Annotated in this window: 16 protein-coding genes and 2 rRNA genes; 8 read left to right on the forward strand and 10 right to left on the reverse strand. The window is 62.8% G+C overall.

Annotated features, from left to right (window positions below; genetic code table 11):
- The first annotated feature begins 150 nt into the window (after positions 1 to 150).
- Both rrf (C476_RS01410) and rrf (C476_RS01415) read left to right on the forward strand, forming a co-directional pair.
- Positions 151 to 272: ribosomal RNA gene (gene rrf / locus C476_RS01410) — 5S ribosomal RNA — on the forward strand.
- Between the two features lie 168 nt (positions 273 to 440).
- Positions 441 to 549: ribosomal RNA gene (rrf, locus tag C476_RS01415) — 5S ribosomal RNA — on the forward strand.
- 264 nt (positions 550 to 813) lie between these two features.
- On the opposite strand, the gene C476_RS01420 is transcribed toward rrf (C476_RS01415), so the two are convergent.
- The gene (locus tag C476_RS01420; RefSeq protein WP_008009117.1) at positions 814 to 1,089 is read right to left on the reverse strand and encodes a PadR family transcriptional regulator; all 276 of its coding nucleotides are present in this window, start codon (positions 1,087 to 1,089) and stop codon (positions 814 to 816) included.
- A gap of 324 nt (positions 1,090 to 1,413) precedes the next feature.
- On the reverse strand, positions 1,414 to 1,608 hold the full coding sequence (locus C476_RS01425; RefSeq protein WP_006087767.1) for a cold-shock protein: 195 nt from the start codon (positions 1,606 to 1,608) through the stop codon (positions 1,414 to 1,416).
- A 442-nt stretch (positions 1,609 to 2,050) separates the two neighbouring features.
- Here C476_RS01425 and C476_RS01430 point away from each other — a divergent pair, with 442 nt between their 5' ends.
- From C476_RS01430 to C476_RS01440, 3 genes are all read left to right on the forward strand, one after another.
- Positions 2,051 to 2,773: a queuosine precursor transporter gene (locus C476_RS01430; protein ID WP_049911533.1), complete on the forward strand. Its 723-nt coding sequence runs from the start codon at positions 2,051 to 2,053 to the stop codon at positions 2,771 to 2,773.
- A 71-nt stretch (positions 2,774 to 2,844) separates the two neighbouring features.
- Positions 2,845 to 3,942: an aminopeptidase gene (locus C476_RS01435; RefSeq protein WP_008009126.1), complete on the forward strand. Its 1,098-nt coding sequence runs from the start codon at positions 2,845 to 2,847 to the stop codon at positions 3,940 to 3,942.
- Between the two features lie 264 nt (positions 3,943 to 4,206).
- The gene (locus tag C476_RS01440) at positions 4,207 to 4,830 is read left to right on the forward strand and encodes a DUF309 domain-containing protein (protein ID WP_008009128.1); all 624 of its coding nucleotides are present in this window, start codon (positions 4,207 to 4,209) and stop codon (positions 4,828 to 4,830) included.
- Positions 4,831 to 4,855: 25 nt separating this feature from the next.
- Here C476_RS01440 and azf read toward each other — a convergent pair whose 3' ends face one another.
- Positions 4,856 to 5,629 carry an NAD-dependent glucose-6-phosphate dehydrogenase Azf gene (gene azf, locus C476_RS01445; RefSeq protein WP_049911536.1) on the reverse strand — a complete coding sequence of 258 codons (774 nt, stop codon included), beginning with the start codon at positions 5,627 to 5,629 and terminating at the stop codon, positions 4,856 to 4,858.
- A 151-nt stretch (positions 5,630 to 5,780) separates the two neighbouring features.
- On the opposite strand from azf, the gene C476_RS01450 reads away from it, so the two are divergent.
- Positions 5,781 to 6,152: a dihydroneopterin aldolase family protein gene (locus C476_RS01450; protein ID WP_049911537.1), complete on the forward strand. Its 372-nt coding sequence runs from the start codon at positions 5,781 to 5,783 to the stop codon at positions 6,150 to 6,152.
- Positions 6,153 to 6,161: 9 nt separating this feature from the next.
- Here the strand turns inward: C476_RS01450 and C476_RS01455 are convergent, their stop codons facing one another.
- The 3 genes from C476_RS01455 to C476_RS01465 are packed head-to-tail and all read right to left on the reverse strand — an operon-like array spanning position 6,162 to position 8,427.
- Positions 6,162 to 6,752 carry an NUDIX hydrolase gene (locus C476_RS01455; protein WP_008009134.1) on the reverse strand — a complete coding sequence of 197 codons (591 nt, stop codon included), beginning with the start codon at positions 6,750 to 6,752 and terminating at the stop codon, positions 6,162 to 6,164.
- The gene (locus C476_RS01460) at positions 6,749 to 7,249 is read right to left on the reverse strand and encodes a DUF7109 family protein (protein WP_008009135.1); all 501 of its coding nucleotides are present in this window, start codon (positions 7,247 to 7,249) and stop codon (positions 6,749 to 6,751) included. Before C476_RS01460 ends, C476_RS01455 begins: the two co-directional genes overlap by 4 nt.
- 26 nt (positions 7,250 to 7,275) lie before the next feature.
- Complete coding sequence (locus tag C476_RS01465; protein ID WP_008009138.1) at positions 7,276 to 8,427, reverse strand: glycosyltransferase family protein; 1,152 nt, start codon at positions 8,425 to 8,427, stop codon at positions 7,276 to 7,278.
- 191 nt (positions 8,428 to 8,618) lie between these two features.
- Between C476_RS01465 and C476_RS18815 the strand changes: the two genes are divergently transcribed.
- Positions 8,619 to 8,789, forward strand: coding sequence for an HVO_0758 family zinc finger protein (locus C476_RS18815; RefSeq protein ID WP_008009139.1), 171 nt, complete (start codon positions 8,619 to 8,621; stop codon positions 8,787 to 8,789).
- Positions 8,790 to 8,825: 36 nt separating this feature from the next.
- Here the strand turns inward: C476_RS18815 and C476_RS01475 are convergent, their stop codons facing one another.
- The 4 genes from C476_RS01475 to C476_RS01490 all read right to left on the reverse strand — a co-directional run bounded on the left by C476_RS01475 (position 8,826) and on the right by C476_RS01490 (position 12,787).
- Complete coding sequence (locus C476_RS01475; RefSeq protein WP_008009140.1) at positions 8,826 to 10,016, reverse strand: DHH family phosphoesterase; 1,191 nt, start codon at positions 10,014 to 10,016, stop codon at positions 8,826 to 8,828.
- 57 nt (positions 10,017 to 10,073) lie between these two features.
- Entirely contained in the window at positions 10,074 to 10,979 is a 906-nt protein-coding gene (locus C476_RS01480) for an SDR family oxidoreductase (RefSeq protein ID WP_008009142.1), read from the reverse strand.
- A 46-nt stretch (positions 10,980 to 11,025) separates the two neighbouring features.
- On the reverse strand, positions 11,026 to 12,270 hold the full coding sequence (locus C476_RS01485; protein ID WP_008009144.1) for a sulfite oxidase: 1,245 nt from the start codon (positions 12,268 to 12,270) through the stop codon (positions 11,026 to 11,028).
- Between the two features lie 91 nt (positions 12,271 to 12,361).
- The gene (locus C476_RS01490; protein WP_008009145.1) at positions 12,362 to 12,787 is read right to left on the reverse strand and encodes a DUF5791 family protein; all 426 of its coding nucleotides are present in this window, start codon (positions 12,785 to 12,787) and stop codon (positions 12,362 to 12,364) included.
- A 139-nt stretch (positions 12,788 to 12,926) separates the two neighbouring features.
- On the opposite strand from C476_RS01490, the gene C476_RS01495 reads away from it, so the two are divergent.
- Positions 12,927 to 14,009 (forward strand): tubulin/FtsZ family protein, encoded by a 1,083-nt coding sequence (locus C476_RS01495; protein ID WP_008009148.1) that lies wholly within the window; start codon positions 12,927 to 12,929, stop codon positions 14,007 to 14,009.
- Positions 14,010 to 14,230 lie beyond the last annotated feature (221 nt).

Consider the following 14,230-nt stretch of genomic DNA (forward strand, 5'->3'; position numbering starts at 1 on the left):
CCAAGCCACACACTCATAACTACAACTATAACGCATTGGATCCGTGACGCGGTGAACGGGTCCGGACGCAAACTGGACTACACGTACATAACGGTCTTAGACACACCACCGATTACGGTTTGACGACGGTTCGAGTCCGTCGGTCGGCATTACGGCGGCCACAGCGGCGGGGTTCCTCCCGTACCCATCCCGAACACGGAAGATAAGCCCGCCTGCGTTACGGTGAGTACTGGAGTGGGCGACCCTCTGGGAAACTCGTTTCGCCGCCTCCACTCATANCCCGAACACGGAAGATAAGCCCGCCTGCGTTACGGTGAGTACTGGAGTGGGCGACCCTCTGGGAAACTCGTTTCGCCGCCTCCACTCATATCGACCAATACGGTCATCATCCACCGATCGTGGTCTGACGGCGGTTCGATTCCGCCGATCGGCATTACAGCGGCCATAGCGGCGAGGTTCCTCCCGTACCCATCCCGAACACGGAAGATAAGCTCGCCTGCGTATCGGCAAGTACTGGAGTGGGCGACCCTCTGGGAACGTCGATTCGNCCCGTACCCATCCCGAACACGGAAGATAAGCTCGCCTGCGTATCGGCAAGTACTGGAGTGGGCGACCCTCTGGGAACGTCGATTCGCCGCTACCATTCATATTATTACCACGCAGCCATTCCTGTGTGGTCCCAATTTCAATATCAAAATCGGATCGGCACGTATCATCGATCCGATCTCCAGTGAAATCCTACTGGAATGGGTAGCAGGTCAACTAGAGATACGACTTGATACGGGAGCGAGAGCTGTTACAAGGGCAGCTATACTAGTTGTTGAGATATTGTTGTTCCCATTGCCGACGCTCTTCGATCGCTTGCTGCCCACGATTACTGATCTCGTAGTAGTTGGTTCGCCGATCGAGTTGTCCCTTCTCGACGAGATCCTTGTTGACGAGAGTGTCGAGATTTGGATATAATCTGCCGTGATTGATTTCACTGCTGTAATATGTTTCAATCTCGTCCTTTACGTCCTGACCAGACGGCTGATCAGCACCTGCAATTACGTAAAGTAGGTCTCGTTGAAACCCTGTCAGATCGTCCATTGTGTATCCTTGGGTGGACGAACGAAAACCTGGCTATTTGTTATCGGTTTCGTATCAACTGTTCCGACCACGTTTAGCAAAGCTAACTATGGCAATCGTATTCCTTACTCCTGTTTCATTCAGTAATAACGACTTAAACCCGACAACACAGCCACACAAACAGGTCAATATACGGTATTGACACTACAAAGTCCTATTCATGATTGATTAGATATAACCGGTCCTATTCGTCGCAAACGTGCCTATCAGCAGCTGCTGGTTGCGGTAAAGCGCGAAAGAACGAAAGTCGACTGTGAAAACCCGTTACCGAACGTGAAAGCCGTGTTACAGGCGGGTGACGTTGGTGGCGCGGGGGCCCTTGGGGGCCTGTTCAATATCGAATTCGATGTCTGTGCCTTCTTCGAGGTCCGGACCGCCAACGTCTTCCATGTGGAAGAAAACGTCATCGTCCGCGTCGTCCGTCGAAATGAAACCGTAGCCGCCTGTGTCGTTGAAGAAATCAACGTTTCCTTTCGCCATTGCAATTCAAGAAAGACCCCCGATACGTATAACAGTTGTGTTACAGTATGTATGTCGGAACAAAAATAATATCACCCTGTACCCAACGATCACAGGATGAATGTCTGAGAAACGGCGGATCCAATCATTCTCACTTGCCGATAGAATTGTCACTCGAGAAATCGACTTATCGGCCACTCGAGACGGCGCGGAACCCGATGTACTGCTGGAGCGGCCCCCTCGGTTGGAGACGGAAACCAGCGACTGCAGGCCACTCCCGCCAGGTCCACCAGAGCACGAATCAGGTGATCGTCCAGAAACGGGGCCGAGTCAGTCGCGAGTGGGTCAGTCGAGCCTGGGTTTGCCGGCAGATTGAGACGGGAGTAGGGCCGTGGGAGCGGTGGCATTGCTGCTGGCGCTCTTAGATAGCACTGCTTAGGGTGGCTCACTGGCTACCATCGGTATGACCAAGACACGGACGCAGGGAGCGCCGACAGTCGCGCAAGTGGGCTTGATTGGACTCTTCGTCACGGCGCTCGTGACTGCGCAGGTAACCGCGTCGAAGGTACTGGCGTTCGAACTCCCCATGTCGCTGCCGGTAACGGGGTCCCAACTCGCGTTGCCCGGAGCGGCACTCGCGTACGCACTAACCTTCCTCGCAAGCGACTGTTATACTGAATTGTACGGCCGGCGTGCGGCCCAGATCGTCGTCAACGTGGGGTTCGTCCTGAATTTCGTCGTCCTCGCGCTCGTTTGGTCGACGATTGCCGCACCGGCGGCCGACCCGAGCACTGCTGGACAGTTCGCGACGGTGCTTGGCGCGTCGACGAACATCGTTCTCGGTAGTCTGCTCGCGTACATCGTCAGCCAGAACTGGGATGTGCTCGTCTTTCACCGGATTCGAGAGTACACCGGTTCCGAGAAACTCTGGCTCCGCAATATCGCCTCGACGGCGAGCAGCCAAGCGATCGATACTGTCATCTTCGTGTCGGTCGCGTTCGCCATCGCGCCGGCGGTCCTCGGTGTCGGCACTGTGCTTCCGACCGACGTCGTGCTCTCGTTGATGGTGGGCCAGTACCTGCTGAAATTCGTGATTGCCCTCCTCGATACGCCGATCGTCTACGCGATCGTCTCGGTCGTGCGCTCGCGTGAGGGAGGCAGCACCAACGACATGCATTCCGTCTGAGTCGCCAGTAGTCTGAACGGTCGGCCAGGTCGAACGGGGACCGTTTAGTAGCCTGCTCGAGAGCCACACCTATGGACGAACGTATACGCGAACACGCTGCGGTACTGGTCGACTGGAGCGCTCGCGTCGAAGCGGGCGACAACGTTGTCCTGTCGGTTGGCCCGGACGCCCACGAGCTGGCGGTCGCCGTCGCAGAAGAACTCGGCAATCGCGGGGCGAACCTGCTTGCGACCTACAGTTCGGGCGAGATCACGCGGTCGTATCTCCGTGCTCACGACGGCGATTTCGATGCGAACCCAGCACACGAGCTCGCGCTGCTCGAGAACGCCGATGTCTATCTCTCGCTTGGCGGTGGCCGAAATACGAGTGCGATGGCCGACGTGCCAGGCGAGCAGCGGCAGGCGTACAACAACACCAGACGTGAGATCCGCGAGGCGCGACTGGATACTCGCTGGGTGTCGACAGTCCACCCGACGCGGTCGCTGGCCCAGCAGGCGAACATGGCCTACGAGGAGTACCAAGACTTCGCCTACGATGCGATCCTTCGGGATTGGGAGTCGCTCGCCGAAGAGATGGCCCAGCTCAAGACCCTCCTCGATGACGGCAACGAGGTCCGTCTCGTCTCGGAGGGGACCGACCTGACCATGCGAATTGACGGTCGCACGGCAGTCAACAGCGCTGCTTCGGTCGCGTACGACTCGCATAACCTGCCAAGCGGCGAGGTCTTTACGGCACCCGCTGGGACCGAGGGGACGGTAACCTTCGACGTGCCGATGACCCTGCGGGGTGAGTCCGTCCGGAACGTTCGCCTCGAGTTCGCGGACGGCGAGGTCGTCGACTACGATGCCGACCAGGGCGAAGCAGTGATCGGCGACATCCTCGAGACGGACGAGGGTGCGCGCAGACTCGGCGAGCTCGGGATCGGGATGAATCGCGGGATCGACCGGTATACGGACAACATCCTTTTCGACGAGAAGATGGGCGATACCGTCCATCTCGCGCTCGGTCGGGCCTACGACGCCTGTCTCCCCGACGGCGAGTCCGGCAACGACTCGGCGGTCCACGTCGATCTGATTACCGACGTTAGCGAAGCGTCCCGGCTCGAGATTGACGGCACGGTTGTCCAGCGCAACGGGACGTTCCGATTCGAATCAGGGTTCGACGGCTGAGCAGCCACGGGTCCACTCGGCGGGCGGTGTGAGTGAGACTCGAGCGGCGGCGAACAGTACGGACTGCATACGAGAAAGTGGATACACGTCACTAAATCGAAATGATTGCATACGCCTACCGATGAGTCCACATGTCAGTTCTTGTTCTGCCGACCTGATAGCTGTCGACACCTTGGTATCGACACCAGTGGGATCGCTGTCGACAGGAGAACCGGCACTCGACGGTTTCGTCATGCTCTCGAGTCTCGAGGCATAACTGAGACTATGCGCGATCACCTCCGGGCCGGCGTCGCGATCTTCAACGATGGCTACTATCATGCCGCCCACGACGCCTGGGAGGATCACTGGCTCGACCTCGAGGCGGGCAGCGACGACGAGCGGCTGCTGCACGGTCTCATCCAGTACAGCAGCGCGGTGTACCACGCTCGCGGGCGAAACTGGGAGGGGACGGTCGGGCTGGCCGAGAGCGCTGGCGAGTATCTCGCGGGGTTACCCGCCGACCACCGTGGGCTCCGGCTCGAGTCCGTTCGATCGTACCTTGCGGGACTCGCGGCCGATCCCGAACTCATAGAGCGGCGACCGCCGGTCGTGCTCGAACATGAGGGGACAGCGCCGACGCTGTCGGACCTCGACATCGGGCCGACGGCGGTTGCAGCGGTCGTCCTCGCTGAGGAGTTCGGCTACGATGAGGGACCAATCGCGCAGGCACGAGCGTACGCGCGGCGCGATCTCGAGGCCGGTGACGACGCCAGCCAGTTCATTACATTGCTGTTCGATTTCGTTCGCGAGGACGAGCATCGGGGGATCGTTTTCCAGCGGCTCACCGAGCACGTCGGCAGACGGCAGGCTCGAGAGAAAGACGTCGACGGGTTATTCGGACCGAAGTGACGGAGGCGAGTGTAGGCAGTTCTGTTTAGGCGTCGGGTTCGAGGACTCGTTCGTCGCCGTCGTAGTGGGCGGAGTTGTCCTGTGGGTCGTAGTCGAGGACGTCGCGGGCGCGCTCGAGCGAGTAGTATTTGCGGTCGTTGTCGGAGATGCCGTAGACGATCTCATAGTCGTAGTCGGCCTGAATACAGCGGTCGAACAGGTGTGCACAGTCTCGGTAGGAGAGCCACATCGCCTGTCCGCGCTCGTAATCGATCGGTGGGTGGCCCTCGGTGAGATTGCCAATGCGAACACAGACAACCGAGAGATCGTATTCGTCGTGATAGTAGCGCCCGAGGGTTTCGCCGGCAGCTTTCGAGACGCCGTAGAGGTTGCTCGGCCGCGGGAGTTCGGTGCCATCGAGGAGATAATCGTCGTGGGCCCGGTACATCTCGGGCGTGCGTTCCTCGGTCTCGTAGTTGCCGACGGCGTGATTCGACGAGGCGAACGCGACCTTTTCGACGCCGGCGTCGACGGCGGCTTCGAAGACTGTCTGTGTGCCGTCGATATTGTTGGTCAGGACGCTGTTCCACGGTGCTTCCGGTCGCGGGTCACCTGCGAGGTGGATCACGACGTCGATGCCCTCCATTGCCTCGCGGACGGCCTCACCGTCGGTGATATCTGCGACGACGAACTCGCCGGGCTGGTCGCCCGTTGGCGGATCGCGATCCAGCAACCGCCACTCGTAGTCATCCGACAGGCCGCCGAGGATGGCCGTTCCGACCCGCCCCGCAGCCCCCGTGAGCAGGACTGACTGTGCCATTCGTTCGGTGTGAGGGGCAGCGTCGATAAGTACCATGCGATTCGGCCCCAGCGCGGTCGGTGGTGTCATGCATCCCCCGTGTGCACCCACGCCTCGAGCCGACTCCACTCGCATCGCAATCCCCTTCCCGACCGCACGCGAGGGCCTGTACATGCCCACAGACACGACACCCACGGACGCGGAAGCCGCCTGCTTCGAGGCCGGCATCAAGTTCGGCTCGCTGTATCATCAGTTCGCCGGCACACCCGTTTCACCGGACAGCGCCGCGAGCCTCGAGTCCGCAATCGAGGAGTCGATCGAAAACCAGCCCCACTGCGCCGCAGTAACCGTCGACGTGCTTGTCGACGAACTCGAGGCCGAACTCGCCGACGCGACGGCCGACTACACCGAACTCACCGGTCGCTTTCTCGAGGTCGAAATCGTCGTCGAGTATGAGGGCTGTGAGGTCGTCACGCGCATGGAAATGGAAGACGGCTATCCCCTGATGCGACTCGAGTCGGTTCGCGACGAACAGTCACACTGACGCCCGGCGTCAGACGCTCGATCGGTCGACTTTTTCGGGTGCTTCAAACGCCGTCGCGAGTTCGAGCAGTTGCACCAGGATCCGGCCGGTCGCGCCCCAGACGGTGTAGCCGTCGACGTGGAAGTAGTGGATGACGATGTCGCCGTAGTAGGGGTGTGAGCGGCGTTCGTACTCGTAATTCTCGGGATCGAGTAGCTCCGATACCGGGAGGACGACGATCTCGGCGACCTCGTTGTCGTTGCGGACGTACTCGCGATTCGGCACGTGGGCGACGAAGGGCGTGACGGCGTACTCGGTGACCGTCCGGATGTCGTCGAGCTGGCCGACGATCTCGGCTTCGGTGGGCTCGAGGCCGATTTCTTCGTTTGCCTCCCGAAGCGCAGTCTCGAGGATCGTTGCGTCCTCGGGTTCGGCCCCGCCACCGGGAAAGCTCATTTGGCCGGGATGCTCGCCGAGATGATCGGCCCGCCGGGTAAACAGTAGATGGTCCTCGCCGTCGCGGTCGACGATCGGCGCGAGGACGGCGGCGTCGTACTCCTGATCGTCGATTTCGGTCGCTTCGTAGGCTGCGACCGGGCCGAGGGTCAGTCTCGTCGTCATTCCTCGAGGGCGTCCTCCAGTCGCCGCCGTTCGTCCGCGAGGTCGATCGGAGCCCATGCTTCGAGATCGTAGCTGACGTCGAGCAGGGTCCGCAGTCGGTCCGTCTCGTCGGCCGTGATGGCCTCGGCGACGGCGTCGATGAATCGCTCGCGGGTCGCCTCGCCCAGCGCCTCGCGATCGGGGTGCCGGCGGTCGACGTCGAGAATGTGCGGAACGTCTTCGGCATGGTCTGGTACCGTTGGGAACGCTGTCGGTCCGGGGACCAGTAGCGCCTCGCTGTTCGCGATCGTCTCCCCATCGCCCTCGCTGGCTGGATCGTATCGAACGAGCGCGAACGACTCGAGGGCCTCGTCGATCGTCGCCTCGAGGGCCGCGTCGTCGACGGCTTGTCCGTCGGCGCGGTAGGCGGCCTCGGCGAGCGCCCGCTCGAGTTCCACGCGGGTCAACCCGCCGAAGAGGTCGACCACGCCGGCTAGTTCGTCGGCGGTCGCGTCCATACGCGGCCTAACGGCGGGTATCGGGATTAGTCTTGTGAGCGCGACCCAGCGTGGTGATGTCGCCACGGACGGGTTGCCGCGAGCACGTCCGCCGGTTCGAACGGCGCATCGACCCATCGCGGGAGGCGCATGTCGATGGCGGCGTCGGGCGGCGCAATCGATTCGGCGTAGCGTGTCACTTGTGCTCGCTCGCCTTCGAGATCGTACTCGAGTCCGTTGAACGCCGCGTCGGCACGGTACTGTTCGATTAGCGCCGTCCCGGCGGCCCGATAGCGATCGGGGAGCGTCTCGTAGTCGGGGGCGACGCCGTGGTCTTCGAGGACACACAGGAGCGCGGCGGCAACCTCGCGGCTCATTCCCTCGAGGCCGGCCTCGCCGTCGACCACGCGGTGGTCGTGTTCGTGACGGCCGAGGTCGACCTGTGCAGTCCCGTCGAAGCCAGCGACGTCGTAGGCGTCACCGAGTGTGCCGACCTCGAGCCCCCACGTCCGTGGCGTGTGCAGTCGGCGGGCGAGATCGGCGGTCGCGGCGAACTCGCCAGCCAGTGCGTACCGGAACGCCCCGAGGTAGTCGACGATTGGGGCGTCGTGGGCGTCCGCGAGCGCCCGAAGCAGCGGTTCATAAAACAGGCGGAACAGCCGACCGTAGAGCCGGCCACGCTCGATGCGGGCGTAGTACCCTTTTACAAAGTCGAAATCAATCGTCAGCGGTGCGAGCAGCCGCTGGACGTGTTCAGCCTCGTAGCTTTTGGCGTCGGCGTCGTGGACGACGACCGTGTCGGCAGCTGCAGCTGCTGGTCCGAGTGCGAGCCAGACGTCCCGGCCTTTCCCCCAGTTGCCCGCCAAACCCGTGTCGGCGAGCAACGCGTCGACCTCGGGCGCGTTACACCAGAGCACCCGCGTCGGAACGTCGAAGGTGGCGAGCCAGTCCCGAAACGGTTCGATCTGCGCTCGCTCAGCGCGGACGGGAACGAAGACGGCCGCTGGCGCTGGCTCGAGGCGCTCGAGTTCCTCGAGGACGCGTTCGGTGGCAGGACTCTTGTACTCGCGACCGGTCATCGGAACGACGAGTGCCGTTTCGGCGACCGCGGCGGCGATGTCACGGGTGAGGGAACCGCCGACGCCGTCTCCCTCGCCGAACTCGTGGAGCGTCGCGATCCGCTCCTGGCAGTACTCCATCGATGGGTTGTTCACGCGGACGGGTAAAACGGCCACGACTCCGGCCAGATTCGTAGCCACTGCTGCAAACCGATCGCACGAAGACTGTGCGATCAGTGTCTCAATCGTTTAGCGTCGATCCCTCGATTGTCGGCCGACTCACATCAAAAAAAGCACCGGTCTTTTTCTATCCCACCTTCTTACAGGCGAATATGAAATCAGTTCGGAAGGCACTTCGTGATGGCGACCTTGATAAAGACACCTACGATCGGCTCGTCTGTGGTGACTGCGAGAAGCCGCTCAAAACCGAAAACGACCCGAACGAGATCAAGACGGTTCGCATCTGTCCTGACTGCGCGTCCGAGTGGAAGGAGATTCGCTAGCCCTGTCGGCGGTCGGTGGTGTGCGGAGTCGAGCGGCTAGCGCTCGCCAGCGAGTGCCGAAAAGAGCCGTTCTTCGAACTCGTCGCGGCTGATCCCGTCGGATGGACCGATGCCGTTCATGTGATCGACCGAGAGTTGGCCGCCACCCATACGCGCGTGCCCGCCCGCGCTTGCCATCGGAATGTCACTGATGGCGTGGCGGAGCGTCTCACCCATGTGAACCCGATCGTCACGCGACCGGCCGGAGAGATGAAGCGTCCCGTCGTGTTCGCCGTAGACGACGACCGCCGTGACACCCTCGAGGTGCATGAGTTCGTCTGCGGCCTGTGGGATCGCGTCGACGTTGCTGATCTCGCCGACGTCGCAGACAGCGAAGGGGCCTTCGACCCGCTTTTCGGTGATCGCCGTTGCCTTGACCTGTAACACGTCATCGCTGACTTGCGGGTTGGCGATCCGATCGAGCAGGTCCTCGTCGATTCCGGGGAACAAGGCTGCGGCGGCGTCGAACTCCGCCCGCGAGCAGCCGTTCGTCAGGTGGTTCGTATCGGACTGGATCCCATAGAGAAGACCTGTCGCAAGCTCCGGCGATACCGCAAGCGAGCTCGAGTCGTCCGCTGCATCCATCGTCGCGCCGATGTCGTGGAGATATTCGACGAGGATCGTCGACGCCGCCCCGTACGCCGTTCGGACGTCGGTGAACTTCGTACCGGCTCCGTTCCCGGGGTGGTGATCGACGACAGCGATCGGCTCGACGGACTGGGCACCACTAAAGCCTCGCGGCGTGTTGTGATCGACCAGGACCACCGCGTCCGACGCGAGCTGGGAACTGGCTTCGATGGACTCGAGCTCGAGCCCGAGGACGGTCCGGAACGCCCGGTTCTCTTGATGGCGGATCTCGCCTGCATACTGTAACGTCGTGGTCGTGTCGACCGATTCGGCGATCCGCTCGACGCCCATGGCACACGACATGGCGTCGGGATCGGGATTTGGATGCATCAACACGGACACGTCGTCGTAGTTTGCCAATAGGCGCTGGAACCGGGCCCCTGGCGGTCGTCGAAACCAGCGAACGAGCCACCAGACACCGAGGACGAGCGCGACGACGACGAGAACCAGCAGCGACAGTAGGAGCGGCTCGAGCGAACGGACCGAGTCGCTGACCGACTCGACCACCAGCGGGTTCGTCCCGACTGCCGTCGTGGCCGTCGAGACGCTCCAAGCGCTCATATCGCCATGTCAAATCGAACCACCAAGAGTGTTCCCCCGGTACCCCGTGTTCGGCGGCTACCGATCGCTGGTGGCGGCGGCCCGATAGCGCTCGATCGCGTCACGGTACCCCTCACGGAAGGTCGGATAGGCGAACTCGTAGCCCAGTTCGCGAAGCTTCTCGTTCGAACAGCGCTTGCTCGTCAGGATGCGGCGTCGGCCTGCCTCGGAGAGGTCGTCGTCCGCGAGCCGGTCGGCTTTCGTCCGCTTCGGCGGCTGCTCGACGCCACACTCGTCGGCCAGCCAGTCCGCGAACGCCCACTTCTCGGCGGGCTCGTCGTCGACCACTTGGACGACCTCGCCGCAAGCGAGGGCTTCCTCGAGCACGTACCGGACCGCGCCGGCGGCGTCGTCCCGATGGACCATGTTCAGATAGCCCGCCGTTACAGGGCCCTCGAGATAGCGCTCGAGCCGATACCGGCCGGGGCCGTAGAGGCCGGCAAAGCGGGCGACAGTCCCCTCGAACCCGTATTGTTCGGGTAACTCGAGGGCGAGCCGTTCGGCCTCGGCGAGGACCGCGGTCTTGTCGGTCGTCGGCTCGAGGGGGGTCGTCTCGTCGACCCAGTCGCCGTCGTGGTCGCCGTGGACGCCCGTCGAGGAGGTGTAGACGAGCCGGTCGGGCGCGTGCTCGCGCTCGCCGAAGGCTTCGATCGCCGTGTGCAACCCCTCGACGTATACGTTGCGGGCGGCTTCGGCTCCCCGGCCGCCGCTGCTCGCCGCGAAGACGATCGCGTCGACGTTCGGGACAGCCGCGAGCGCCTCGCGGTCGGTGACGTCGGCCTGGACGGCGTCGAAGCCAGCGTCTTCGATCCGTGCAACGCCCTCATCTGATCGGCGGACGCCGATTGGGTCGTGATCTCGCGCCGCGAGCTGTCGACCCAGTTCGAGGCCGACGTACCCACAGCCGAGAATGGCAACGCGCATACGCGAGTTCGTGCCCGAATCAGCATAGGTTCACCGCTCGTGGCGATCACTCGACAGTGACCTCGAGCGCGTGTGGGTGCCACGCGTTCTCGGCGTAGCCGCCCTCGTTCCACGGGTAGTCGTCGCCGTCTTCATCCGCGTCAGCGATCCGTGCCGGCTGGCGGCGGCCGCGTTCGTCGGTCGCGCGCGAGGCGAGCGTGTACGTGCCGGGTGCGGGCTCCCAGCGGTACCGAAACAGCCGCCACGCACAGTCGTAGTCCGGCCCGAACCAGTCCGCATCCTGCCAGCTGTCGCCACCGTCGGTCGAGACCTCGATCCCCGTCACCGCGTCGTCGCCGGCCCAGGCGACGCCGACGATCTCGACCGTACCGTCGGCATCCGGGGTGACGGTCGCGCCGTCGTCCGGCTGGCCGATCGTGGACTTGACGTTCTCGTCGAACGTGTAGGGATGGTCGATCTCGTCTGACTCGAGCTGGTCCCAGGTGTCGAACGTCGAAACTGTTGCGTTCGAGTTAGGCTCGACGCCCTCGGGATGGATGCGGTAGGACGATTGTTGCCACTGAGTGAAGTCCTCGCCGTCGCGGTCGGCCCACTCCGGGCCGTGGACCATCGTCTCCGTGACGTGCAACTCGGTGAGCCACTTGACGCTGTTGACGCCGTACCAGCCGGGGACGAGCAACCGAACCGGATGGCCGTGCTCGGGCGGCAACGGCTCGCCGTTTATTTCGTAGGCGAGGATGCAGTCCTCGAGGACCTTGGCCATCGGGATCGAGCGAGCGAACCGGTCGTTTTCGTCCTCGACTTCGGGGTGGTCGCCGCCGACTGCGGTGAGCCACATCCCGTCGTCGGTCGTCGCGCCGTAGTTGGCCAGAATCGACGTCAGCGGCACACCGGTCCAGATGGCAGTGCTGACGGCCCCGTACTCCCACTGGACGCTGCCGGTTTCGGGATCGAAGTAACCGCGGCCGTTACCGGCACACTCCATTGTGTGTGCGACCGCGACCGTTGGGTAGTCCTCGCGAAGATCGTCCATCCCCAGCGTGCCCTCCCGGTCGACTGCGCCGGCGAGGTCGACCGCCCAGTCGGCGGCGTCGGGATCGAGCGTCTCGTTGCGGTGACAGACGTAATGGTCCTCGATCGGCGTGAGCCAGTTCGCGTACGTCTCCCGATCAGCGGCACCCACGACCCGATACCGGTCCTCGAGATCGGTGACGGCTTCGGTGCCGGGTTTGCGCTCGAGAATCGCGTCAGTTTCCTGTTGCCGATTCTCGCTGCGCTCCGAGTTCGACATACGGGCCACACATCACCGAGTGCGATAAATCACGGGGCGTGGCAACACTCACCGAGACCAATCTGGAACACAACTGTGAGCGGAGCCGCGTCTACGGCGCACCGTCTGCGATCACGTATTGCACATGGACGAACTCCTCGAACGACATCGGCGCTCGCCCCTCGATCTTCTGCTGGATCTCCTTTGCCTCGAGGTCGATGTCGATGTAGCTCTCGAGCGCCTCGACGTCGAGGACCGCCGTCGACATGCCCAACAGCAAGTGCTCGAGCGCCATTGTCACGATCGTCTCCGGGTCCGGTTCGCCCTCGGCGAGTGACTGGATCTCGGCGGCTTCCTCGAGCGTCAGATCGGGCGAGTCGCCGGCTGCAAGCGCCTCGAGCGTGTCTTCGTCGAGGTCGGTGTCGGCCGCGACGGCTGCAGGGCCATACTGGTCGACGATCGTTGCGAGGTCGTCCTCGTACTCGGCCCGCAACGCGGCGGGCGAGTCGGGAACAGTCATCCGCTGTTCGTAGAACATATCCGAACGGACGGGGATACAGCAGAAAGGTATTGTGACCTCTCCCGATCGTTGTGGGGAGTTACTGTGCAACCAGTCGGCTCACCAAGTGTATCAACTCACCGGAACGTTAAACAGGCTGCTTACATATGGAAGTGGTATGAAAGTCGCCCTCCTCGGAGTCGGTCAGGCCGGTGGGAAGATTACTGAACGGCTTGCCCGGTTCGACGCAGACATGGGATTTGGAGCCGTTCAGGGCGCGTTGGCCGTCAATTCTGCGAAACCCGACCTCAAGTCGCTCGAGTTCGTCGACACCCAGCTGATCGGTGCCGACCGCGTCAACGGCCATGGCGTCGGTGGTGACAACGAACTCGGTACCGAGGTTATGCAGTCGGACATCCAGCAGGTCCTCGGCGCACTCGACGGCCGTGTCACTTCGAAAGCGGAGGCAATCTTCGTTGTCGCCGGTCTCGGCGGCGGCACCGGTAGCGGTGGTGCGCCCGTACTCGTCCACCATCTCCAGCAGGTCTACGATGTCCCCGTCTACGCGCTCGGTGTCTTACCGGGACGCAACGAAGGGGCGCTCTATCAGGCCAACGCCGGTCGGTCACTGAAGACCCTGCTGCGAGAAGCCGACGCGACGCTATTGATCGACAACGACGCCTGGCACGAACAGGGCGAGAGCGTCGAAGGGGCCTTCGAGACGATCAACGATCGGATCGCCCGGCGGGTCGGCCTGCTGTTCGCATCCGGTGAGGCCGTCGAAGGCGTCGGCGAGAGTGTGGTTGACTCGAGCGAAGTCATCAACACGCTGCGTGCAGGCGGCGTCGCGGCGCTTGGCTACGCGAGCGAAGTCGCAAGCGAGGACAGCGCCGAGAACATCAGAACGACGATGAGCGTCTCCCGACAGGCGCTGCTGACGGGGACGAGCCTGCCGGATGCGACGACCGCGGAGGCGGCACTGCTCGTCATTGCGGGCCAGTCCGACGCGATTCCGCGCAAGGGCGTCGAGCGGGCTCGGCGCTGGCTCGAGGACGAGACCGGGAGTATGCAGGTCCGCGGCGGCGACTTCCCGCTTGACAGCGACCGCCTCGGCGCGCTGGTCTTACTCGGCGGGGCGGAACGGTCCGATCGGATCGAGGCGTTCATGGACCGTGCCCGGGAGGCAAAACAGGCTCAGGAAACCGAATCGACCGACCACGCGGACGCGTTCGCCGACGACCGGCTCGAGAACCTCTTTTAACGAACCGCGCTTTCGTCACCACGTGAACTGACGGCGACCCGACCGAGCCCGATCGGCTCCTTCGTACCCAGTTTTGTTTATAAGTCACTCGCGAGCCGTGGTATGGCCCAACATGGGGGAACGACGCCCCTGCTAACGGTTTTCAGGGGTTGTGTGACCGGTACATTTAAATTATAGGCGACAGTACTGTCTGTCACCAGAACGCCACCGGGGCGCGTATC

Origin of the sequence: Natrinema limicola JCM 13563 (genome assembly GCF_000337475.1) — an archaeon.
GTDB classification, from domain to species: domain Archaea; phylum Halobacteriota; class Halobacteria; order Halobacteriales; family Natrialbaceae; genus Natrinema; species Natrinema limicola.

What these genes read in the sequence shown, in the direction of transcription:
- C476_RS01420 (WP_008009117.1), bottom strand. Translation starts at nt 1,089, where the DNA reads ATGGACGATCTGACAGGGTTTCAACGAGACCTACTTTACGTAATTGCA.
- C476_RS01435 (WP_008009126.1), top strand. Translation starts at nt 2,845, where the DNA reads ATGGACGAACGTATACGCGAACACGCTGCGGTACTGGTCGACTGGAGC.
- C476_RS01480 (WP_008009142.1), bottom strand. Translation starts at nt 10,979, where the DNA reads ATGCGCGTTGCCATTCTCGGCTGTGGGTACGTCGGCCTCGAACTGGGT.
- C476_RS01440 (WP_008009128.1), top strand. Translation starts at nt 4,207, where the DNA reads ATGCGCGATCACCTCCGGGCCGGCGTCGCGATCTTCAACGATGGCTAC.
- C476_RS18815 (WP_008009139.1), top strand. Translation starts at nt 8,619, where the DNA reads ATGAAATCAGTTCGGAAGGCACTTCGTGATGGCGACCTTGATAAAGAC.
- C476_RS01485 (WP_008009144.1), bottom strand. Translation starts at nt 12,270, where the DNA reads ATGTCGAACTCGGAGCGCAGCGAGAATCGGCAACAGGAAACTGACGCG.
- C476_RS01495 (WP_008009148.1), top strand. Translation starts at nt 12,927, where the DNA reads ATGAAAGTCGCCCTCCTCGGAGTCGGTCAGGCCGGTGGGAAGATTACT.
- C476_RS01465 (WP_008009138.1), bottom strand. Translation starts at nt 8,427, where the DNA reads ATGGAGTACTGCCAGGAGCGGATCGCGACGCTCCACGAGTTCGGCGAG.
- C476_RS01425 (WP_006087767.1), bottom strand. Translation starts at nt 1,608, where the DNA reads ATGGCGAAAGGAAACGTTGATTTCTTCAACGACACAGGCGGCTACGGT.
- azf (WP_049911536.1), bottom strand. Translation starts at nt 5,629, where the DNA reads ATGGCACAGTCAGTCCTGCTCACGGGGGCTGCGGGGCGGGTCGGAACG.
- C476_RS01455 (WP_008009134.1), bottom strand. Translation starts at nt 6,752, where the DNA reads ATGACGACGAGACTGACCCTCGGCCCGGTCGCAGCCTACGAAGCGACC.
- C476_RS01475 (WP_008009140.1), bottom strand. Translation starts at nt 10,016, where the DNA reads ATGAGCGCTTGGAGCGTCTCGACGGCCACGACGGCAGTCGGGACGAAC.
- C476_RS01490 (WP_008009145.1), bottom strand. Translation starts at nt 12,787, where the DNA reads ATGTTCTACGAACAGCGGATGACTGTTCCCGACTCGCCCGCCGCGTTG.
- C476_RS01430 (WP_049911533.1), top strand. Translation starts at nt 2,051, where the DNA reads ATGACCAAGACACGGACGCAGGGAGCGCCGACAGTCGCGCAAGTGGGC.
- C476_RS01460 (WP_008009135.1), bottom strand. Translation starts at nt 7,249, where the DNA reads ATGGACGCGACCGCCGACGAACTAGCCGGCGTGGTCGACCTCTTCGGC.
- C476_RS01450 (WP_049911537.1), top strand. Translation starts at nt 5,781, where the DNA reads ATGCCCACAGACACGACACCCACGGACGCGGAAGCCGCCTGCTTCGAG.